This is a genomic window from Lysinibacillus sphaericus, from assembly GCF_005217585.1.
Taxonomy (GTDB): domain Bacteria; phylum Bacillota; class Bacilli; order Bacillales_A; family Planococcaceae; genus Lysinibacillus; species Lysinibacillus sphaericus.
This window is the reverse complement of record NZ_SZPT01000001.1, coordinates 946,595-967,964: the sequence shown is the minus strand read 5'-3', so window position 1 is coordinate 967,964 and position 21,370 is coordinate 946,595. Positions and strand designations below refer to the sequence as shown.

General features: G+C 32.5%; 28 protein-coding genes. 7 read left to right on the top strand and 21 right to left on the bottom strand.

Annotation, left to right across the window (positions count from 1 at the left end; genetic code table 11):
- Positions 1-139 precede the first annotated feature (139 nt).
- The 3 genes from FC748_RS04815 to FC748_RS04805 form a co-directional block, all read right to left on the bottom strand.
- On the bottom strand, positions 140-685 hold the full coding sequence (locus FC748_RS04815; protein WP_024364901.1) for a KwaA family protein: 546 nt from the start codon (positions 683-685) through the stop codon (positions 140-142).
- Between the two features lie 25 nt (positions 686-710).
- On the bottom strand, positions 711-1,628 hold the full coding sequence (locus FC748_RS04810; RefSeq protein ID WP_025219775.1) for a DUF4868 domain-containing protein: 918 nt from the start codon (positions 1,626-1,628) through the stop codon (positions 711-713).
- 101 nt (positions 1,629-1,729) lie between these two features.
- Entirely contained in the window at positions 1,730-1,948 is a 219-nt protein-coding gene (locus FC748_RS04805; RefSeq protein WP_024364903.1) for a hypothetical protein, read from the bottom strand.
- Positions 1,949-2,175: 227 nt separating this feature from the next.
- Between FC748_RS04805 and FC748_RS04800 the strand changes: the two genes are divergently transcribed.
- Positions 2,176-3,207 carry a beta-propeller fold lactonase family protein gene (locus FC748_RS04800; RefSeq protein WP_341867444.1) on the top strand — a complete coding sequence of 344 codons (1,032 nt, stop codon included), beginning with the start codon at positions 2,176-2,178 and terminating at the stop codon, positions 3,205-3,207.
- Between the two features lie 95 nt (positions 3,208-3,302).
- Here FC748_RS04800 and FC748_RS04795 read toward each other — a convergent pair whose 3' ends face one another.
- The 5 genes from FC748_RS04795 to FC748_RS04775 all read right to left on the bottom strand — a co-directional run bounded on the left by FC748_RS04795 (position 3,303) and on the right by FC748_RS04775 (position 6,858).
- Positions 3,303-3,677, bottom strand: coding sequence for a GNAT family N-acetyltransferase (locus tag FC748_RS04795; RefSeq protein WP_231786325.1), 375 nt, complete (start codon positions 3,675-3,677; stop codon positions 3,303-3,305).
- Positions 3,678-3,873: 196 nt separating this feature from the next.
- The gene (locus FC748_RS04790; protein WP_108030140.1) at positions 3,874-4,236 is read right to left on the bottom strand and encodes a DUF6713 family protein; all 363 of its coding nucleotides are present in this window, start codon (positions 4,234-4,236) and stop codon (positions 3,874-3,876) included.
- A gap of 123 nt (positions 4,237-4,359) precedes the next feature.
- Positions 4,360-4,944, bottom strand: coding sequence for a hypothetical protein (locus tag FC748_RS04785; RefSeq protein ID WP_025219779.1), 585 nt, complete (start codon positions 4,942-4,944; stop codon positions 4,360-4,362).
- Positions 4,945-5,100: 156 nt separating this feature from the next.
- Positions 5,101-5,976 (bottom strand): hypothetical protein, encoded by an 876-nt coding sequence (locus tag FC748_RS04780; RefSeq protein WP_024364908.1) that lies wholly within the window; start codon positions 5,974-5,976, stop codon positions 5,101-5,103.
- Positions 5,977-6,084: 108 nt separating this feature from the next.
- Positions 6,085-6,858, bottom strand: coding sequence for a class I SAM-dependent methyltransferase (locus FC748_RS04775; protein WP_108030139.1), 774 nt, complete (start codon positions 6,856-6,858; stop codon positions 6,085-6,087).
- A gap of 133 nt (positions 6,859-6,991) precedes the next feature.
- On the opposite strand from FC748_RS04775, the gene FC748_RS04770 reads away from it, so the two are divergent.
- The gene (locus FC748_RS04770) at positions 6,992-7,639 is read left to right on the top strand and encodes a pentapeptide repeat-containing protein (protein WP_024364910.1); all 648 of its coding nucleotides are present in this window, start codon (positions 6,992-6,994) and stop codon (positions 7,637-7,639) included.
- Positions 7,640-7,936: 297 nt separating this feature from the next.
- Here FC748_RS04770 and FC748_RS04765 read toward each other — a convergent pair whose 3' ends face one another.
- The 3 genes from FC748_RS04765 to FC748_RS21955 form a co-directional block, all read right to left on the bottom strand.
- Positions 7,937-8,461: a GNAT family N-acetyltransferase gene (locus FC748_RS04765; RefSeq protein ID WP_024364911.1), complete on the bottom strand. Its 525-nt coding sequence runs from the start codon at positions 8,459-8,461 to the stop codon at positions 7,937-7,939.
- 942 nt (positions 8,462-9,403) lie between these two features.
- The gene (locus FC748_RS04760) at positions 9,404-10,240 is read right to left on the bottom strand and encodes a hypothetical protein (RefSeq protein WP_108030136.1); all 837 of its coding nucleotides are present in this window, start codon (positions 10,238-10,240) and stop codon (positions 9,404-9,406) included.
- 431 nt (positions 10,241-10,671) lie between these two features.
- On the bottom strand, positions 10,672-10,833 hold the full coding sequence (locus FC748_RS21955; RefSeq protein ID WP_162832729.1) for a hypothetical protein: 162 nt from the start codon (positions 10,831-10,833) through the stop codon (positions 10,672-10,674).
- Positions 10,834-11,384: 551 nt separating this feature from the next.
- On the opposite strand from FC748_RS21955, the gene FC748_RS04755 reads away from it, so the two are divergent.
- Positions 11,385-11,921: an HXXEE domain-containing protein gene (locus tag FC748_RS04755; RefSeq protein WP_108030135.1), complete on the top strand. Its 537-nt coding sequence runs from the start codon at positions 11,385-11,387 to the stop codon at positions 11,919-11,921.
- Between the two features lie 55 nt (positions 11,922-11,976).
- Here FC748_RS04755 and FC748_RS04750 read toward each other — a convergent pair whose 3' ends face one another.
- Together FC748_RS04750 and FC748_RS04745 are read right to left on the bottom strand one after the other, a co-directional pair.
- Positions 11,977-12,285 (bottom strand): hypothetical protein, encoded by a 309-nt coding sequence (locus FC748_RS04750; protein WP_069512226.1) that lies wholly within the window; start codon positions 12,283-12,285, stop codon positions 11,977-11,979.
- Positions 12,286-12,781: 496 nt separating this feature from the next.
- Entirely contained in the window at positions 12,782-13,198 is a 417-nt protein-coding gene (locus FC748_RS04745) for a phage holin family protein (RefSeq protein WP_024364917.1), read from the bottom strand.
- 695 nt (positions 13,199-13,893) lie between these two features.
- Between FC748_RS04745 and FC748_RS22380 the strand changes: the two genes are divergently transcribed.
- Entirely contained in the window at positions 13,894-14,052 is a 159-nt protein-coding gene (locus FC748_RS22380; RefSeq protein ID WP_080653413.1) for a YjcZ family sporulation protein, read from the top strand.
- Between the two features lie 255 nt (positions 14,053-14,307).
- Positions 14,308-14,484 carry a hypothetical protein gene (locus FC748_RS04735; protein WP_024364918.1) on the top strand — a complete coding sequence of 59 codons (177 nt, stop codon included), beginning with the start codon at positions 14,308-14,310 and terminating at the stop codon, positions 14,482-14,484.
- Positions 14,485-14,663: 179 nt separating this feature from the next.
- Here the strand turns inward: FC748_RS04735 and FC748_RS04730 are convergent, their stop codons facing one another.
- From FC748_RS04730 to FC748_RS04715, 4 genes are all read right to left on the bottom strand, one after another.
- Positions 14,664-15,401, bottom strand: coding sequence for a polysaccharide deacetylase family protein (locus tag FC748_RS04730; RefSeq protein WP_108030378.1), 738 nt, complete (start codon positions 15,399-15,401; stop codon positions 14,664-14,666).
- A 299-nt stretch (positions 15,402-15,700) separates the two neighbouring features.
- Positions 15,701-16,321, bottom strand: coding sequence for an NAD(P)-dependent oxidoreductase (locus FC748_RS04725; protein WP_108030377.1), 621 nt, complete (start codon positions 16,319-16,321; stop codon positions 15,701-15,703).
- Between the two features lie 97 nt (positions 16,322-16,418).
- Entirely contained in the window at positions 16,419-17,078 is a 660-nt protein-coding gene (locus tag FC748_RS04720) for a hypothetical protein (RefSeq protein ID WP_024364921.1), read from the bottom strand.
- A gap of 153 nt (positions 17,079-17,231) precedes the next feature.
- Positions 17,232-17,624: a hypothetical protein gene (locus FC748_RS04715; protein ID WP_025219789.1), complete on the bottom strand. Its 393-nt coding sequence runs from the start codon at positions 17,622-17,624 to the stop codon at positions 17,232-17,234.
- A 319-nt stretch (positions 17,625-17,943) separates the two neighbouring features.
- Here FC748_RS04715 and FC748_RS21950 point away from each other — a divergent pair, with 319 nt between their 5' ends.
- The gene (locus FC748_RS21950; protein WP_167492624.1) at positions 17,944-18,390 is read left to right on the top strand and encodes a hypothetical protein; all 447 of its coding nucleotides are present in this window, start codon (positions 17,944-17,946) and stop codon (positions 18,388-18,390) included.
- Positions 18,391-18,553: 163 nt separating this feature from the next.
- Here the strand turns inward: FC748_RS21950 and FC748_RS04705 are convergent, their stop codons facing one another.
- Complete coding sequence (locus FC748_RS04705; protein ID WP_024364924.1) at positions 18,554-18,856, bottom strand: hypothetical protein; 303 nt, start codon at positions 18,854-18,856, stop codon at positions 18,554-18,556.
- Positions 18,857-19,505: 649 nt separating this feature from the next.
- Between FC748_RS04705 and FC748_RS04700 the strand changes: the two genes are divergently transcribed.
- On the top strand, positions 19,506-19,793 hold the full coding sequence (locus FC748_RS04700) for a hypothetical protein (protein ID WP_024364925.1): 288 nt from the start codon (positions 19,506-19,508) through the stop codon (positions 19,791-19,793).
- Between the two features lie 84 nt (positions 19,794-19,877).
- Here the strand turns inward: FC748_RS04700 and FC748_RS04695 are convergent, their stop codons facing one another.
- From FC748_RS04695 to FC748_RS04685, 3 genes are all read right to left on the bottom strand, one after another.
- The gene (locus tag FC748_RS04695; RefSeq protein WP_024360941.1) at positions 19,878-20,078 is read right to left on the bottom strand and encodes a cold-shock protein; all 201 of its coding nucleotides are present in this window, start codon (positions 20,076-20,078) and stop codon (positions 19,878-19,880) included.
- Between the two features lie 285 nt (positions 20,079-20,363).
- Positions 20,364-20,939: a DNA-3-methyladenine glycosylase I gene (locus tag FC748_RS04690; protein WP_108030134.1), complete on the bottom strand. Its 576-nt coding sequence runs from the start codon at positions 20,937-20,939 to the stop codon at positions 20,364-20,366.
- Between the two features lie 235 nt (positions 20,940-21,174).
- On the bottom strand, positions 21,175-21,366 hold the full coding sequence (locus tag FC748_RS04685) for a hypothetical protein (RefSeq protein ID WP_024360943.1): 192 nt from the start codon (positions 21,364-21,366) through the stop codon (positions 21,175-21,177).
- Positions 21,367-21,370: the final 4 nt, after the last annotated feature.

Below are 21,370 nucleotides of genomic sequence, written 5' to 3'. Positions count from 1 at the left end.
AATTTGGCCTATATCATTTTTTGGTATAGGCTTTTTTGTTTGTCATATAAGGAGTATCCTTGCCTACTAAGTAATTTGGCTGTTTTTAAGTCCTGCCCATTATCAAATAGTGACTTTTCACAATGGATTGCTACTTTCTCTAAGACCTATGCAAATAAATATTACTAGCCAGTTTTCTAACACGGATAGGGTTGTTAGCAATGTTCATTCTGATAAAATAATCTGGATTGTCTTTTGAGATAATTACGCGGCCAAGCTCATCCTCATAAATGTTCCATCCAAATAATAAGAACGTTATATTCACATGGATTATATTAGACTTAATATATAAATAGCCAATTATCATAAACAAAATCCCATTTGTAATCAAAGTACTTACTTCTTTAACATTGATGGCTAGTAAAGGAACGATATATGTCACTAAGTAACTTAAAATCTCTTCATTTTTTCTTGCTACGCGCTCACTAACAATCGTGCTGTTTAATTCACATTTCCTAATATACCAAATCGGTAAAAAGGAAAGGGAAAATAAAACGACCAAGATAATAGTAACGGTAAACGTTACTTGATCTTCAATAAATGACTGCCAATCAATATTTTCATAAGGGAATATGGAAAGAGCAACAATGACATATAATGGAGAGTATGACGATATAAACAGAAACAATTTAAAAAGATTTGTCATTTTTCCTCCACCCTTTCTTAATAAATTACCTTAAATCATCTCTGCCTCTTTCACCTGTAAGAACAGTTTTATAATAAGCATCATTCAGTAACTTGACGATATCATTTAATTGTTTTTTATCTGTATATTTTATTTTTGACTTTTCTTCGTTTAATTCTATATTTAAGTCAAATTCTTTAATAATTTCTTCTATTTTATCAAAATTTTCAACGAACCTTGTCATTCTCTCAGGCTTTGTCATTAATCGCGAAACTCTTTTAACTATATTACCATCTTCAATGCTATCATTTTTAAATTGTTCAAAGCCTTCTAATTTATTCGTTTCTTCAAAAGCACATAAGACCGAATTCGTATTGTGCACATATTTTGTTTTCAAATCGAAAATTCGTTGCACTGAAACATTATTTACCACTAGTATTTCGTTGTCATAAATAAGTAAATCGAACCCTGGTTCAATGCCAATAAATGAATCTGAGACTTTTCTAAAAGTAGTATCCGCAATGATTCCCCAAAGCCCTTTAGAAAACTTCTTAAATTGCGGAATGCGATTTAGGAAATAAGCATACTTCCCTGCTTCTATTTCAATTTTTATACAGTATAAATCTTTTTGCACATCTTCATTCAATGATTCACCCGGTTCCTGTAAACTTTTGAATAAATGATCATAAGTTATTCCTATATAGGATGACTTACAATACTCCACTACGCCATTCGGTCGACCATTTTCATTAAATTCTAGTTGCTCTTTTCCAACAAGCTTATCAATAGTTGGCTGGATAATATTGATTATCTCTTTTTGTAAAGAATGGCTTATTGATGGTTGAAATGAAAAATAATCTAACATATCATGCGTCTTAATCTTTTCAATTAAAAACAAACTTACTTCAAATGTACCACTCAATAAGCGTTCTGAAATTTTGCTGTTTATGAGCTCGATATTCAATAATACTCCCCCTTCACTCTTTGATAATATGAATAAAATCATACAATATTTGTTTTTTTCCAGTAAATCAACATACATCCATAATGGCTGTCGTAACGTAATTATTTAATTATGAGCAAGTTACATAAAAATTGATAACAATGCTCTTTTTCTTTAAAACATTCATGCAAATTTATATTTTCAATTTCATAAAATTTTGGTGTTTTACGAATGGTATATTTGCCAATGACGATTTCTTCATCAACCATAAGTTTTGTTAATGCCTCATAAATAGGATCAATTGAAAAGCCAATGATTTCATAAATATTCACATTTCCCATATTTATCCCCCTTTATTTCACTATGCTAACGTCTGAAAAAATATGATTCATTTAAGAGTTAAATTTTATTTGCGTAAAGAAACATTAATACTGTTCACAAAATTTAAAACATTATTTGAATAAAAGTACTTAATATGAAAGCGTGTCTTTTCAGATGTAGGAAAACATACAAGGAAGATGGTTACGTGTACATATAGTAGCAATATATGAAAGAAAGGAGGACTAACGTGGAAAAACAACCAAATTATTTTATAAAGTTTAAGATTAAATCAAATCCTAATTGTTGTTGTCATTGTTGCTGTTTTTGTTGTAATTGTAAATGTAAACCGCCATTTCCTTCCCCACCAAATTGCAACTATCTAGTGTATGTTACGGATGCTGGTCAAATAGAAACGCCCGACAATAGAGTTTCAGTAATTAATACATCTACAAATACTATCGTCGCTTCCATTCCGGTGGGAACCGCTCCTTTAGAAGTAGCAATCACCCCAGATGGCGCATTCGGTTATGTGCCTGCATACTTTTCGAATAATGTAACAGTATTTAGTACGGCAACGAATATGGCAGTGGCCACCATCCCAGTTGGAATCAATCCTCTAGGTGTTGCCATTTCACCAAATGGAACATTGGCTTATGTTTCTAACCAAGGCTCTAATACGGTGTCTGTCATAAATACAACTTTAAATACGGTAACTGCAACTATTCCGGTAGGTCTTGCACCACAGGGAATAGCTTTTACACCCAATGGTGCATTTGCCTATGTTGCAGATGAAAATTCAAATGCAATATCAGTTATTGATACGCTAACGAATATAGTTGTAGCAACAATCCCTGTAGGAGCTCGCCCAAGATCCATCGTTTTTACACCGAATGGACAATTTGCTTATGTCACAAATGAAGCGAGCAATACAGTATCCGTTATTAATGCAAATATGAATACAGTAATTGCTACAATTCCTGTTGGTAATGGACCTGTTGGAACAGCTATTACACCCGATGGATCATTTGTTTACATTGTAAATAAAGGTAGTAATACAGTATCTGTTATAGATACGTCTACAAATTTAGTCATTGCAACAATTCCTGTAGGCATCTCCCCTGACCAAGTAACCATCCTACCGAATGGAACGTTTGCATATGTCACAAATCAACTAGATAATACGGTGTCTGTTATTAATATCGCAACAAATATAGTAGTTGATACAATTCCTGGATTTAATGGACCGACTGGTATAAAAACAGGAACAATTTGTATATAAAATAAATTGGATTATTTAAAAAAACCAGAATTAATCTACATATTGTAGCATCTATTCTGGTTTTTTAATGATTATTGATCGATCCATTACTAAATTTACTCTAAATATTCTTGGGCTAGTTGCTGATTTTTATAAATCCCCATACCTGTCTTCAATTTTTTAAATCCCATTTTTTCATAAAAAGGAACATTACCAGTTGTTGCAATTAACTGAATGCATGAAACATTTTCTAACTGCTGCTTCATATCTTCCAAAAGCAACCTTGCAATTCCTTGGCCTTGAAACTTTTTATGGACAACTACATCATAAATAGCTGCATTAAATACCCCATCTGAAAGCGCTCTAACAAAACCTACAATTTTGCCATCCACCAATGCAACTACAACATGAGTACTTGCATTAAAAACCTTCTCGATGATAAGTTCGTTATGTTTATGCCATCCAACAGATTGATAAACTTCTTTTAGCATCCTAATATCTTTCTCTTCTATATCGTATTTAAGCAATACCACCTTATCCCCCACCCTTTCTTTAATTTTCAAATAATTCAAATATCTATTCATCCCTCATTTTACTATATTATCTAGGTGTATTGTTCCAAATTATGGCCTATTTTTCTTCAATAAAAAAACGCCATATCACTAAAGATATGGCTTTGCTTTAAAGCTAAATTAAAAATAATAAATGTACTACGGAAAGAATGCCTAACGAATGTATAATCGCTCTTGAAAATGCATGTTTAAAATTATTTCGAGGATGTCGTTCAAAAAACAAATGCAATATGGAATGAACAATAAAAAATATATCTAAAATCCAAAAAAGAATCGTTTGATACTGACTAAATAATAACAAAAATATAATTATGTAAAGAACTATATGAATCAATGTGAATACTTTGTAAGCTTTCTCATCTCCCATATCCTTTAGTACGACAAACAGCCGCCACTCCGAGCGCCTAATCGCATCCATTTCATGCACAAGAAATAAAGAAAGGTTCAATAAAAACAGGGCAAGCACTAAATCAGGCATTTCCAATCTCCTCATCTTTTTCCTTCATGTTACTATAAAAAGATAGTCTAAAACGAAGAAACTCTGCCAAAATATGTCGAAATCAAGTCTTAAAAACTAGAGAAGTGCCCCATTTTCTCACACCTAATGGCTATTAGGTGTCCAGTCAATAAGTAAATTCGTAGCATGGTTTTTCGTCCATTCTAAAAATTCATTCACATTTCGAATCCCAAATTCTATTACAGCCTGATAAATAAATATTGATGAATAACTTAAATTAGTTTCTAGTAAAGCTTCTTTAATATCAAGAATAGCTTTTCTCGAAGTTTCTGTTAACGCTTTTTTCATAAAAGGCACCAAATCTTTAGAGAGTGCTCCTTGACGTCCATTTGAAAAAAGCCACATATCGATATTCCACTCTTCTTGATTAGCTAAATAAATGATTTTAAAATAATAGCCTTGATAATCAGAATCCATATAATTTTTATATTTTAGTTCCACTACATTTTGATTGTCTACTAATGGTGCCAACGCCATCATTACTTTTTCTGGAATTAATTCATCACTAAATGTCTCCATATCAATATCAGGCGATACGATTAAATCATAAGCGGTTGCACCCACTACAAAACAAGTCCCTATCGTACTCCATCTTTGCATTAATTGTAATTCATCTAAAATTTTTAATGCTCTTCCTTTTTTTCTATTTGCCCTGTCTAAACTGTTCATGTCCATCACCTTATTTCCAAAATTAAGTATTATGATAGAATAAACAATTGTAAAATAAAATGCAAATTATTGATTAAGACGACAGCGGAAATAACATACGCTTTGAAATTTTATCTACGAACAAATAAAGAACAATCATCTGTTACACGCATCATTTTATTCCTTTGAAAAAAATTTCGAATCAATCGTATCGATAACTGAAGAGATAGCAAAAAAATACCCCATGTCCATTTTCTCTTCATATGTTAAATTATTTGAATCCTTATTAAGAAAAACAATCCATTCATTTTCTAATTCACTCATATTTTTTCCGTATACTTCCGCTACTTTTTTTGACAAATCCTTTTCATTGTAAATCTGTTCAAACTTTTCTAACCCGTAAGTCTCTACTAAATATGTTACAAAAGAAGAAGCATGTGTATAGCTCATCAATCGAAGGGTAACATCTTTTTCAGTTATTAGGACAGGGCGAAAATAGGATTCATCCAGATTAGAATCTATCAAATTACTAATAGGGATTAATTTGTTTGCATCCATAAAATATTTTACAAGTTTATGGGGATATGTTTTATTTTCCCCGTACTTTTCTTCCAAATAACTAGCAAAACCCTCTTGTGTAAAATACCCACTGCTTGTATCAAAATCTTTCCCATAGCCCAGTAAGGAATGTGTTAATTCATGTATTAGTGGGTATCTGTCTTCCTTCACGCCATATAGCTCGATTCTAGATGCCAAGCCCAATGAAGCAAGGTCTCCCTCATTGAGATAAACGTTGATTTTATCGGAAGGAACATAAGCAGTTTGAATCGAATTTTGTATTACTTCATAGGCTGTTAGAAGTTCATCTTTAATTTCTTCCACTTTTTCTTGTGGAACCTTAATGTTATTAATAATCTCAAAGGTTACTTTCCCATCAGGTGTCACTACAATCTGTTCATCCTCAATTTCTTGTTCTTTCGGTACAACTTCATCTTGTGTACAAGCCGTTAATAAGCAGATAAACACAACAAACACTACACTAAATTTATACATTTTTACCTCCACAAAACCATTATTTCAAAAATTTACGTTTGAAAATTCAAAAAGTTTCATATTTAGTATAAAAATTTATGTTAGTGTGCTTGCATTGGGAACTGCATTTTACACTTTACGAGCAGTCAAAATCGGTTGATAATAACCTGTATTTTCAGGGAAATGCCATTCAATATTGACGAAACCAATCATACGTAGTACTTTGTTAATTTCCTCCCTTAACAGTGCCCTGTATTGCGTACTATTATGTTTTGTTTTCCATTCACCGTTAATTTCTCTCATAATAAATTGTTTTACTGTATACGTTTTTCCATCTTCTGCCCAATCATAGACTTGAAAAGTCATTCTCTTTCCTTCGTCCAATATATTTGGTTTTGTCGTGATTATTTTCTCTATGACCATCGCATCGTAATCTCTTATCGTAACTAAAAGTAAACCGTTATGACGAAGCTTTTCATACATATTTTGACAAGCTTTGTGCAAATCTTTATCTGTTAGTAAATGCGGTATTGCATTATCCGCCGATAGCACAATATCAAATAAGCCTGATACATTTGTATTGAGCTCCCGAAAATCGGCTACTCCAAAGTTTATTTTCACTCCATAACGGGCTGCTTCTTTTTTAGCTCTCTTTACAGATACAGCACTAATGTCAGTAGCGGTTACATTAAATCCATAATTTGCCAAACCAATTGCTTGTGTACCAATGCCACACGAACAATCTAATAAAGAAACCTGCTGCATCGAAGATAAGTTTAACTTCGATTGGATAATTTTATATAGAATTTCACTTTGCCGAGCAATGGCTAAATGCCAATCAACAAATATTAGATGATAATCTTCTGCAAGTTCATCATAAAATTTTAATACCGAATCTTCCAATGTTAATTCCCCCCAAATCGGTCCTTTGTAACACAAACTGCTATGTCCATACTATGAAGAAAAAATAAAGTCTTATAAAAGCATGAATTTTTTATTATTCTATATACATCATTACATTGAGAGGTGTGATAAAGTGGCAAAAGTATTTAAAATTGAATCACCTAAATTGCCTTTAGCATTAGAAAAAGTAAATATTCAAGATATTTTTTATGAAGAAGATCCGTACTTATCCAATTGTGTTATCGCCAATACGGTCATTGACAATATAGCTATTGATAGACTTATTTTATCAAAAGTACTCTTTAAAAATGTTAGATTCATAGATGTATCTTTTAGAAAAATTGATTTGACTGATGTAATTTTTGAAAACTGTGATTTATCAAATGCCAGCTTTAGGGAAGGCTTAATTCACAGAGTTACATTCGACAATTGTAAAGTATTAGGATTGAATTTAGCAGAAGCTCATGTAGGAAATGTTTCGTTTGACAATTGCATTGCAAATCTATGTGATTTTACAGAGACTCGTTTAAAACAGGTCATTTTTAATCATTCATCGCTACAAAGCGCCAACTATTTTGAATGCAAATTTAATAAAGTCATTTTTAATGAGTGTGATATTAACGATGTGGATTTTTCTCAAACATCTTTAAAAGGTATTGATATTAGCTCATGTCGATATGAAAGGTTGAATGTTACTTTGGAAAGTATAAAAGGTTGCGAAGTATCTTCTGAACAAGCTGTTGGATTTGCATCATTACTAGGTTTAAAAGTTAAATCGTAGCTCACTACAGGATTAAAACTGTTAGGAAACAATAACTCCCATACTTGTGCAATTACTCTTTTGTATGGAGGAGCTTACCATAAATAGTAGGTGAGCAACACTATAAGTATTTTATTTTCAATAAATCTACAGTTCGCACAAAAACAGCACTGCACATTTTAGACGATGACATTTGTTCAAAACATCTTTCGGGGTTTATACTTGTTACTATTCCATGTTTCAAATTATTTAGTAAATAAAGTTTCCACTATATTTCGCTATTTATTTCGATGATATTCAATTTTGTTCTTTACTTCTTTACTTAATGAAAGAATAAACATTAGTGTCATAAGGCATATTATTTTGATGCATAAAGTTTCTTAAAACCCCTTCTTTTTCAAAACCCAATGCTTCCAATAGCTTATTCGATGCTTCATTTTCCGTAAAAACAATGGCTCCTATGCGCACCAAATTCATCTCTTGAATACCATAGGAAATAACTTTACCTACAGCTTCCTTTGCAAAGCCTTGCCCCCAACTATTAGGGAAAAGTGCATAACTGATATCCGCTTTTTTATGCTCAACAGACCAATCTTGAAAACCAATTGTACCGATAATTTCTTCTTGTCCTTGCACGGATATTCCCCATTTAATGCCACGTTTTTCTTTGAAATTAGTAGAAAAATTTTGGATAATCTGTTTCACTTGCTCTAAGCTCGTTAACGGCTTCTGCCCATAATGACGTAAAACGTCTGGATTTGAAAAACAACTTAATATTGCTTGCGCATCATTTTCTGTCAGTTCTCTTAGCACTAAACGCTCGGTATGTAATATTGGAAACATGCTTTTCCCTCTACTTTCAAAATCGTATTTTTACCATTCTATAACAATAGCACATTATTTACATTACTTATTCTGCGTAGTACTCTAATTTAAAAAGCAGCCATTTAGTATCAATACACTTAATGGCTGCACATCTATATGTTTAGAACCTGTTAACTTAGCTTTCATTACGATTAAAATCCTTTTTAATAAATACAACTATTCTGTTGTATTTATTGATACTGATCGGCTTCACCACCAATAATAAGAACAACGCAATAATACAAACAACCATGGCGGTATACATTATAGTTTGCATAATAATATAGTACCGATAATATGGTAGAGCATAATAAAATATACAACCACTCGATAACATCACCATAAGCCAACCAGGAAGTATTTGCACAAGAAAGTCCGTACTTTTTCGTTTCATATACTTTACCAAAACCTTGAAAACAAAGGACATAATTTGTATATAAACGAAAAGTATGAAAGCACCTAATAAAATCTCTAGAAATGTATTCAAAACATATCACCTAATAATTAATATTATTAATCATTACAAACTTGTTTTGACTGTACTTATTTACTTTCATAGTCCTTTTTAATTTTTAAAACTATTCTGTTGTATTTATTAATGCTGATTGGTTTCACAACCAATAATAAAAATAGTGCAATCAGACATATAATCATGGCTGTATACATTATTGTTTGCATTATATAATAATATGTCAAATATGGGGGTGCATACCAATATATACAACCACTTGATAACATTATCAAAAGCCACCCAGGCAATATTTGCACAAGGAAGTCCCTGCTTTTTTGTTTCATATAATTTCTCACTACCTTAAATACATAGGACATAAATTGGATATAGCAGAAGCCTATAAAAGCGCTCAACAAAATGTTAAGAATGCTATTCAATACAAATCACTCGCATATATCTCTTATTTTCACTTATGGTATTGCATGATATTTCTCTTTTGCATTCAGACATAAATTAACGTAAGTAAATATATTTAGAATGGTGCCAATAACTGGTACATTCTTTCCGAGCTTTATAAATATCTTTTTAATTAATTCCCATGATAATAGATTACCACCCTTAACAGCATCCCAAACAGCTGTAGATACTCCTATTAGACCAGCCGTAGCGATAATTTTCTCTTGTGCCACAATATTATTAGCTGCTGCTTTAAAATCTCTATACTGCCATTGTTGCTTCGTTGTCGTTTTAGACATCGTACCAAAAATAGCATAGGCATTATTATTATTAGGTGATTCCTCCCAACGAATAGCCGCAATATAAGAACCGCCAGATGCCCCCTTTGAGGCAGTCAATGTTTTTAATTTAGGATTAATATTATTATAAGATTGTTGTTGGAAAGTACTATTAGTATTATATTGAGGATTATTTTTGTTTATTTTCACTTCCACACTATTCGGATTAGTAAGTTCTTTAATCATTATTTCTTCTGTTGTTTCCATTATCCTAATAACTTTCTCATCTATTAATTCTTTCTCGTTATTAGGTGAAATATTAAATATTTTTTGGGTAATTTCATCCGTTCCATCAGGTTTACTGATTACATCTTCAACGTACTCAAAAATATTTCCTGCTTCATCTTTTAATTGAAAAGCTGAATGATTACCATTATCATAAAGCAACGTAAAGCTATTATATTCTGAAGCTAGCGTTAAATTATTTTCGTAACTTGCAATTGTCAATAATGTTGGAGATGCAACAGTAGAAAATACCAAAATTACTACTAAGCAACAAATAAATTTTTTCATACTAATCCTCCTATAAACATTAAATTTCAATCTGTTTATCAGTTTTCAGAGTATTAAAATTATTTATAACCGAACATTATCATAGTATTTTTATTAATGGGTATCTAATACTACCCACCTCATTAAGATTTGGACACGTATTCTCCTATGTCTCACTAGATCTAGTTAAAATTTATTTTAACAATTACGGTTAGCATTTCAATATTCAAGCTAAAAATCAGGGTTATTTAACTATTATTTTGAAGATAATTCAAAATAAATATATTTACTGAATTATTAATTCTTATACAAACTTTGTAGCAATTTGCTAAAATTTTATTTTATTTGATATGTAATGGCGAATAAGAAATTTTTTCGATTGGTATGTAACGAGGTATACAGGTTTTTACGATTTGTTTCAACTAAAAAGCACCCCCTGTGAGGTGCTTTTTTTATTGCGGTACTTCTTCTAATAATTTTTCAAAATCTAATAGATACCCGCCAAGTTTTGCTTTTTCTAACTCTTCTATATATTCTTCTTTTCGTTCGGTTAGTCTGTCTTCAAGTGTGTTTTGATAGGCTGGAAATAGATTGTAATCTACTGGTTTCCCCATAAGTTCACCTCTTATATTATATTTTTTATTATTATAAGATATATTGATAATTTCTGACAATTGAAAACAACAAATTTGATTAAAAAGATCGACAATGTCACATGTAGATAGACTTATCCTTGCGCATACTCACTATACTATTTCCCTATGCATTACAATGCACTTTGAATTTCTTGCATAAAATAGGAATATTTTTCTTAATCAACATTTCGTATTTGTCGAAAGAGCAGTATTTTACTGTTAACTATCACTCACGATTATTCAAAAAGTAATTAACTAAATAATCCATAATTGGTATAATACTTATAATCATAGAAACACACGTAACTTTATAAATAATAAAGTATTTATTTTTTATCTAGTTTGCAGGCTAATAGCTAGTTATCATAACTATTTCATCATAGTAATAGTAGTGTAAAGCAAATTTAGCTTTGCACCTCCTGATTTGTTGGTTAGGGTCACTCTGGTCCAGTGACCCTTTAATCATTTTTCCATTCCAATCTACAATCTTTATACATGACCAAATATAAACGAAAGCAAGTGAGGTCAATATGGCATTCTGGTTAAATGTTCAAACATTAATCTGGTTATTTCCTATTCTTTTCATTATCCACGATTTTGAAGAGATTATATTAGTAGAAAAATGGTTACATACGAATCGAAATAAGATTTATAAACGGTTGCCTCCCAAAATAGCTGACCGAATTGTGAAGCAGTTTTCTATGACGACAGCTCAATTTGCAGCAGCAGTTATTGTTATTTTTTTATTTGTCAGTGCAGCTACTGTTTCAGCTATTTACTATCTCTATAATGGTACTAGTTGGAGTTTATACTTTTTTATAGCCGTTTCATTAGTATTTTTTATTCATGCGTTTACGCATATTGGGCAGACAATTATATTCCGCTCTATTGCTCCTGGAACTATTACATCGGTTATTATAATTATTCCATACAGCATTGTTTTATATAGATCATTATGGATGGAGCAAATTGTTACGTGGAAAATGATTTTGATATCCTTACCTTTTGGTGTGCTCTTTTTTCCTATAGTGTTAACAGCTCATTGGAGTGGCAAAAAGTTTATATAATTTACAAAGTTTCAATAAACCTATTTTATTTTCCAGTTCACTGAAACAGGGTTGTTTATTTTACATATTTCAAATGCTTTTTTACAAATGCCACAATGTATTGTACTTCCTCTTCGGTCATATTCAATAAACTACTAACTCTACGTAATTTTGCTGGGGACTTTAATTGTTCTCTTACTTTATCAATAAACATGTATTTGCACTTCCGTGGATTTACCGTATCCCTAATTTGTTTATAACGTAAGTAAGCATATCGAGCAAAGGCGTTCAACATTTCTCGCTCGTATCCCTCTCGTTCTAAGTTCATGACAGCCGCTTCTATCTCTTCGGTTTCAAAAATCCAGGAGCCATCGGTTAATTGCATACTACCACCTCTTTCCAAATAAACTTGGTAAAGCTTGTTGAAGGCAACGTTCTCTTTATCACATCCATTTATGCTTCAATATTCCTTCAACGCCGTTCTTTCGAGATGTGTTATCCTTCAACACGTTCTTCCCCTCATTATTAAATGCAAAATAAAAAGCCCCACCTAGTTAGATGTGACTCTTTTATTATTTTTATGAAAAACAGCTACCATTTTGTGCTGCGTTAAAAGATCAATTAAACGTTTCATTTTTATGACCTGCTACCTCAATGAGATTATTCCTTTCGACTAACAATCCCCGCATTATATGCTATAATCCACAGATACAGGGTCTTCAGCAGTCTTATCCAAAGGCAGCGGTGGTAGAAAATCTATTTTGATAGGCAAATGGCCTTGTGTCTATTTTCTTGCCATTACTGTGTGGGAATTGTTTAATGTAATATCCTTATAAGACATTAAAAAGTATCCATTAAGTCACGAGACTTTTAACTACAATCTACTGCTCATCATCCTTTTTATCGTCATTATCCTTTTTCAACTGTGCAAAAGCATTTGCTAAAAACTTTGGAACACGAATGCCCAACTTACCTAAGTTTTCGATTATACTTATACCTTCCATCCCAATTAAAAACAAAATCATGGCGTTACGCATAAAGTTGCCGCTTTCTGTCGCATTGTCCAACTGAACTGCTGCGATAACCATTAAAATCATGGCTGTCTTTTTCAGAAGACCTTTAAACGTTTTACGAGAATCTATATCTTTGATGATCCAACCAACCATTACACCTAATGTTAAGTCGATTGCCATTAATATTGTTAAAGATGTCACCAATTCATCCACACCGCCAATTAGATATACGATTAATGCGGTCATACCTCCTATAAGTGAAGACCAAAATGTATTTGTTTCCATATCATCACCTACTTTCCTCTATATTAGCCCCCCACACAGGTGATAGCTGAAGACATAAAAAAACTACTTTATTTTTCATAAAGTACTTTTTGGATTTCTTCAATCCCTGCCTTCATTTCTAGCATATTCAATTCCTAGACCTATGGAGGTTAACAAAAATACAGAAAGAACTAACTTTTCGTAAATTAATCTCCCTCAAGCTTCTAACCAGTACCTATCATTCTTTGTACTTTTTGGCACAACCATATGCTTTCTACAATTATCTAAAGTGGGCTAAGACATTAGGGGAAACATAAAATTGTCTATGCTTTTTCGCAAATATTGGGTTTGTTTAAAATGAATTATAAGTGTTTAAGCTACTATGTATTTTGAACAGAAAGAACATTTAAAGACCGTGATAAAATTGTAGTGGGAGTAACTCCTTATACATATTAGCAAAAATTAATGTAGTGAATTAGAATTGCTATACTGCAGTTTAAAAAGTATGTTATAATGCTCTTACTGACAAACCAAACAGGTAACCAATTCAAAGCTGTAGCGTTTTTATACGCTGCAGCTTTTTGTAATGAAAAACTTTACACATTTTTTTATAAAAAACATTTCTAAAACAGATGGGCTTGAATTGGGATAAATACCCCTCCGCATTTCAACAGGGAACATATTATAAATTGAAGGAAGGAAAGGAGGTATGTTTCATGGGATACTACGGAAATGTAGGAAGCTGGAACAATAATTATTGTGGTGGATATAACTACGGCGGTGACTATTACTATGGTGGCGGCAATGGCTCTACGTTTACGCTTATTGTTGTACTCTTTATTCTCTTAATTATTGTCGGTACTGCTTTCTTATAAAAAATGTTATACAAAGCAATGGCATGCATGATGCCAGCTTTACACTCCTATTAACCCCTTTGGGTCACTTCCCCCAAGTGACCCATTTTTTCATGCTTAAAAAAGAGAAAGTACTTGGATTTCCTACTGTGTTTCGCCTTTCTATACAAAAATTCACTTCATTAGAGTAAATTTGGACAAGTATAGTATTGCGCATATTCGCAAATAGTATAAATGGTGTGATGACACCAAATTAACTACGATGGAGGGATTTTGATGAATTCAATTCGAGAAGGTTTAATCCCAACTATTTTAGGTTCTGCTGTTACGGCTGCTGGATATGCATTAAAGCAAAAAAGCGGTTCTAACAAAATGATTGCCCATACAGTCTTTGGATTTGGTTTAGCACATATTGTGTTAGGTGCAATTGACCTTGTAGAACATCGTCGTTAGAAATGGGAGGGCACACTATTGTGCTCTTCTTTTTTATTTGATGTCGTACTTATTCGCTTGATTTGAATGCTATTGATGATGGTCAGGCTCAAATAATAACTAGCGGAATACGCTAAAAAACCTCGATAAGTGCCCATTTAATTTGCACTTATCGAAGTTATTTTAACCTAAGCAGCCTATTATTTCTTATTGTTTTCCATTTTATTCGTTGCTTTTTGCACTTCAAGTAATTCCGAAACCGTGACAAATTTATATCCCTGCTTTTCCAGTTCAGGTAAAATTTTTTCGAGCGCTTTAACCGTTTGACCTCGATCTCCGCCCCCATCATGAAAAAGAACAATATTGCCTTCCTTAGCCCCTTTCAACACAGTGTTGACAATTTTATTAACACCAGGGCTTTTCCAGTCCATTGTATCTTGGTGCCAAGACCACATCACTACTTTGTATCCTTCTTTTGCAACTGCATCAATCATCCCGTCTGTATATTGCCCTTCCACTGGACGGAATAAAGTTGGAGAATATCCACTAATACCGTAAATTGTTTCATGTGTTTGTTTAATTTCCTTCAATAGATTAGGGATAGTCGTTCTTAAAGGATGTGTATATGTGTGAATGGCTAATTCATGGCCTTCTTCATACATTCTTTGAATAACTGCTGGGTTTTTTTCTGCATTTTCACCGACTATAAAAAATGTGGATTTTGCATTGTACTTGTCTAGAACATCTAATATTTCAGGTGTATATTTTTTATGAGGGCCATCGTCAAAGGTCAATGCAATTATTTTTTCATTTGTTTTAATTTCCCATAATATTTGCCCTGCCTGTTCATAATATTTTCTTCCTTTATCAGCAGAGAAACGTTCACTTACAAAAAAAATGGAGGCCGCTAAAATACAAAAAGGCACAATATATAGCATTAATTTCTTCAACAACTTCACTTCCCAAAAAAATTATTTAGTACTTTATTATTTGTGGAAATGATTAAAAAATGCTTTTAAATTTGAATTATTAACTGCCATATGTAGTATAAAAAAACAAGTTATGTGCCACAATAAAATTTAAGCCATGAATCTCCCTAATTATTCATTTGCTGTAGCAAACTGTTGCTACAGCTTTTTTTATTAAAATGACGTAAAGCTGTAGATCCTTCGATGACGGAAAAACACACTCATTTTAACTAATACCATCGTTAAAATAAGTGTGTGCAAATAATCTATTAATAGGCGATTCCTACTCGAGACTTCACGTATTCAGAACATTGAATTTGTTGGTAAGTAAATTGTGCAGTGTCTGCCACAGATATTTCATTTCCACCTTCTGGAAGTAAATCCCGCTCTACGCGATATTTACCTGTATAACGTCCATCTGGTAAATATGTAGGACAAACGATTGTCCAATCCATAGTTGATTGCGCTAATAATTTAAAGGCATTGTGATGTTCTTGTGCTGCAAACGTTGACTTTCGTTTTGATTCACTGGATTGATATCGAAGTAAATTAGGCGTTAGACGACTTTGTAAAATTCCAGCTGTCCCGACTGTTATAATTCGGTTCACTTTTTTACTTGCCATTGCATCGAGAATGAGTGGTAAACTTGCTGTTAACGTGTTTGACCCATCCGTATTTAATGCGCTAATAACGACATCTACATCTGCCATAACTGATATGAGGTCGTTTTTATTTAAGACATTACCTAGTTTAACTTGTAAATTCTCATTCGCTATTATCATTTTACTTGGTGTACGTACTAATGCGATTACTTGATGACCATCGTTTAGTGCAAGGGAAACGATATGACTGCCTACACGGCCAGTTGCACCTAAAACTAAAATATTCAGGAAAATCACCTCTTTCTTTGCGATTATATCATAGATTAAATTAATTTTTGATGCATGCTAAAAGGACACATCTCCTTCGAGAGTGTCCTTATATTTTTTATTCTATATGAGACGTTGCAATAGCCTGAGCTAATGTAGTACCGCCATCTATGTTTTCATAACTATATTGACCTAAAGGTAAACCCCAAATTTCCACAAAATCCCCTTCAAGGAATTCTGTTGATTGATAGCCAATGGCATAAATCGCATTAAAGTCCATATCTTCAATTAAAATAAGTGACACTGGTGTACCATCCTCTAATGTATCTTCCTCTATTTGGATGATATCGCCTGCAAAAGTAACCATTTTCTCTAGATACGGTTTAATATTTTTATTTAAATGCTTGGAAGTGATTTTATCATCCGCAAGCTTTTTTGTTTTTTGAATTGCTTCTTTCGATAAAGCAGGGAATAAATCTGCATTCGTTGAAATAAAATTATATGATTGCTTTTCTAATGTTAGTTGATCTTCTGTGAAAAATGGTACATCTTCTAAATAGTTTCTTGCATAATTAACGACTGGAGCAGCTGCTTCTTTCTCAGTCTGATCGTTTTTAACTTCTTCTTTTTCTTCTGATTCCTTATCTGCTGAAGCTTCTTCCTTCTTTGCTTCGTTACTTGGGATAGGAGTGCTACCTCCTTTGCTAACTTCACTACCACATGCGGCTGCCATAATTGCTACTAACGACAGTACAGCCATGATTAAAAACTTCTTCATCACTAAATCCTCCCAATTCTTCTTTTAACATACTAAATATACCAATAAAGAGGAGTACATACTATAATAATTTTCCAATAATTTTCAACCTTTTGTAGTTATTACTAACTATTTATTATCTTCTAATAGACTAGGATTCATGTACAAAAATCGTCAATTTCGATCAGTAAGCTGGACATCCACAATAAACAAATTAAAGTTATTCTTTTTTGCAATGTTATTTACTATTTTTTGGATTTTGCTCTCCGTTCGGTTATCGATTTTCTCTAAATTATGTAAACTTATTGTGATAATTTGATTGTCCGATGAGTCGATTAAATATTCAATCGTGCTATCTGGATGATAGCCTTCATCCCTTAGCGCTATAATTATTTTTTTTGTTAATTGCGTGCGTTGTAACTTTTGCGCTATTTCTTCAGATGCATATTGAGAAGAATTATTTTGAGTTAATTGTACAGATGTAGTCGGCTGGTATTTCAAATAAATTGTTACAAATATAAGTAATGCCATCACTATACAAATACCTTTTATAAAACTTTTATGCATTTTCTCCTGCTCTCCTTTTTTCACAAAAAATACGTTTTTGGGCACTGACGCATCACTGGAAAGAGCTTCTTTGTCGCAAAAGGAAAGGAAGGCAACACCGTTATGCTCTTTGACCTTCTTTTTCTTTACTCAAATCTTATTTCTTTCTATCATTTGTATCCAATAGGTATACATACAGGTTTGTTTTTTCAAAATGATTTTAATTTTTAACTCTATTAAGGGACATATTACCAAGTCAATATCATTTCAATTCATAGATTATAAATGTAAGGCTAGCGCGCGCATTACACAAACAAACTAACAAAAGGGAGATTTCAAAATGACAGATAATAGATATTGTAAACATATGAATTGGAATCATTACAAAAAAGATACATGTGATAAACAAGAAGATCGATATTATTGCGAAGTCGAAAAAAAATGCAAACATGATCATAAAGGAAAATCTTGTTGCCGAAAACATGAAGACTGGAAACACAATTATTGTGCTTGTGAAGAAAAATCTTGTTGGAAAGATGACAGAGATGAGGACAAAGACGATCATCACCACTGTGAAGGCTGTATTTGTCATTTATTACGAAGATTTGAATTAGGAACTACAGTAGATCTTTATTTATCAAGTGGCGGTAGCTTCCTTGGTGTTATTTTCTTAAAATTAGATACGTGTAATTGTTGTGCTTATTTTGTTGAAGCTGGAGCAGCAAATGCACCTATTATTGTCGACTGCAAAAAAATTGACGCACTTAGACGAATTGCAACTGTGTAAACAAACCTAAGCTTTATAAAAGAATCTGCTTGCTATTTACGGATGACTTTCAGTATACGTGAATACCGTCTGCTGCGACTTCCAAAATTCTCCGAAATAGTCAAGCAGGTTTTTTTACTACGAAGGATGGTGGACTGTTACAAGCTATTCTTATACAAACTAATTATCCATTAACAATTACTTTTACTACTGGTTCGATCTTTCCTTTCGATACATCTCCTACATAGTCCACATCAATAATGACTGCTCGAGGCTCAAATCGTTGAATACTATCAATGATACGTGCGGTATTACGTTTCTTTGCAAAATGAAAAGGGACTTCAAGCTCTTTTTTTCTGTCCCGTCCTCTCTTATCCGGGTAAGACATAACAAATGTAGATAAAATATATGCTACATTTTGCAATATTTCATCGATGCCTGTAGCACCATAATCTATATTGCTCTTAGCGGTAACTTGATGTGTCATCCTATCAACCTTTCTTTCAAAGAACTTTCATTTACAGTAAACAATGAGTAGTGTCATTAATCGTAAAAGTAACACTTAGTTATGTATGCTAAAACTGCGAAGGATATGTTAAAACTAATCATCCGCAGCCTTATGTACAACTTCTTAAATCTCTTTATCTTGTCATCACATAATAAAGTACATATAGCCAACTAAAGCATCCGTGAATAATTGCCCATAGTATAGAATGATGGACACTCCAAGAGATTGTAATGGCTAGAACTGAACCAAATCCTATTCCATTTTTAACTACAGTTTTCTTTTCCATTTTCCGTCCTTCCCCCTTCGTTTTCTTTGTGTATACTACACGATGATCTTTGATGATAATCCCTCCTAAATTTTTAATTTTTTTCCTTAACAGGATATGTACTTAAATCATATCATTATATGTTTAAAAAAAGCTGAACATCATAGAAAGCTTTTATCATTCAATAATTTCTCTTCCCTATTCTTGATTGCCATATTACTGGCTATATTTTTTATTACCCCATTGTTAATTTTTTTACACGTTCTTTTTATTAGCGATGTCACACTACAGCATGCTTTACTTTCTGCCATTGATTATGATTTAAAAGTCATGGTCATAATTAAGGAAAGGAAGTGATTTAAGTTGAAACTGTTCATCATCTTATCGAGCATCGTTGTCCCTGCTATCATGCTATTGCTACAATACAAAAGTGACCGTGCTCGCCTGCTATGGAATGTTTTGGCTGTGCTAGCGCTGATAATTTTTGGTAGTATTGCATCCACATCAATTTATCAAATTATTAAAGACGGTGCAGTATTTATGACAACCATCCACGCCGTTTTTTTAAATCCATTATTTTTAGTTGTTGGGGCTTATCTAGGTGTATTCATGATATACAGATTAATGCTTTTAACATGGAACGAAAAATAACAATTGTATAGGATGATTATTTTAAATAAAGAAAAAAAAGAAGCATTCTTAAAGAATGCTTCTTTTTACAAAACGATCGTTCAATTATAGTTTAACGATGTTTTTAGCTTGTGGTCCGCGGTTACCGTCTTCCACTTCAAATTCAACTTTTTGACCTTCGTCAAGTGATTTGAAACCTTCGCCTTGGATTGCTGAGAAGTGAGCGAATACGTCTGCTTCACCTTCAACTTCGATAAATCCAAAACCTTTTTCTGCGTTAAACCATTTTACTGTACCTTGTTTCATAAATAAAACCTCCAAAAAATAAATTAATAAACAATTTCTTCAAAAAAAAATTCACCTATTATAAAAAGTACCGAAAAACACGATTACTTTTTGTAATAGGTGAATTCAATATTTTAAATCAAGAAATCTTATTATTAATTCCATTATATATGAGAACATCCTAATTGTCTAGTGAAATCGTATATTTAAAATATTGCAATAGTATTACTAGAAAATATTAGTTTAGTTACTTATTTTTCACGTCCATCATTTCATCTATTATTCCCCTTGTTGTAGGCTATAAATTTAAGATTGTTCTAACGATTGCTCTTGTCGACAACCACAACCTACAATATGATCATTGACCATGCCGACTGCCTGCATAAATGAATAACAAATCGTGCTACCCACAAATTTAAAACCATCTTTTTTAAGCTGTTTGCTCATTCGATCACTTAGCTCAGTTGTTACTGGTACATCAGCAATCGTTTCCCAGTTATTCACAATAGGGTGATTGTCTACAAATGACCATATGTACTGTGAAAAAGAACCATGCTGTTGTTGGATACGTAAAAAGGCTTGTGCATTTGTTACGACACTTGCTATTTTAAGCTTGTTGCGCACGATACGTGTATCCTCTTTTAGTTCAGCCAACTTCTCTTCGGTATAGGACACGATTTTAGCAGCATTAAATTGGTCAAAGGCCTCTCGGTAACCTTCTCTCTTTTGTAAAATTGTCCACCAGCTCAGACCTGCTTGTGCCCCCTCTAGACAAATCATTTCAAATAAGTGCTGATCGTCATAAATCGGCACACCCCATTCCTTATCATGATAATCTACATATAATGGCTCGTCTAACTTTACCCACTCACATCTTTTCATTATTACAACCTCCTTCTTTATCTTTTATACGTTTAGAATAGTTCTAAGTTTCATTTTTTGTTTTATATAGTAAAAAATCACAGTTATTTTGTCCACAACAAAAAACTGTGATTTCTTCTTTATTTACATATATTGTGATGTAAGCCTTATCATTTTGACTCACGTGATTTTAATAATTTGTTCTATGCATAATATCAAGACACATCGTTTATCGCTTTGACAAAATCCCTTGACATTAATTTAAATATGTATTGTTTGACGTATTTCGTTCGCGCTCATCTATTACTAGATGGATAATAAATGCTAGCTGTTGTTCAATTAACAGATTATTTTGATGAAATATATCAGCTATTGCAATTTTTTGGCTATCTGCTAATTCAACTTTCTTTAGCATCATCATAATTTCTTCTTTCGAAAGCCCAAACATCTTT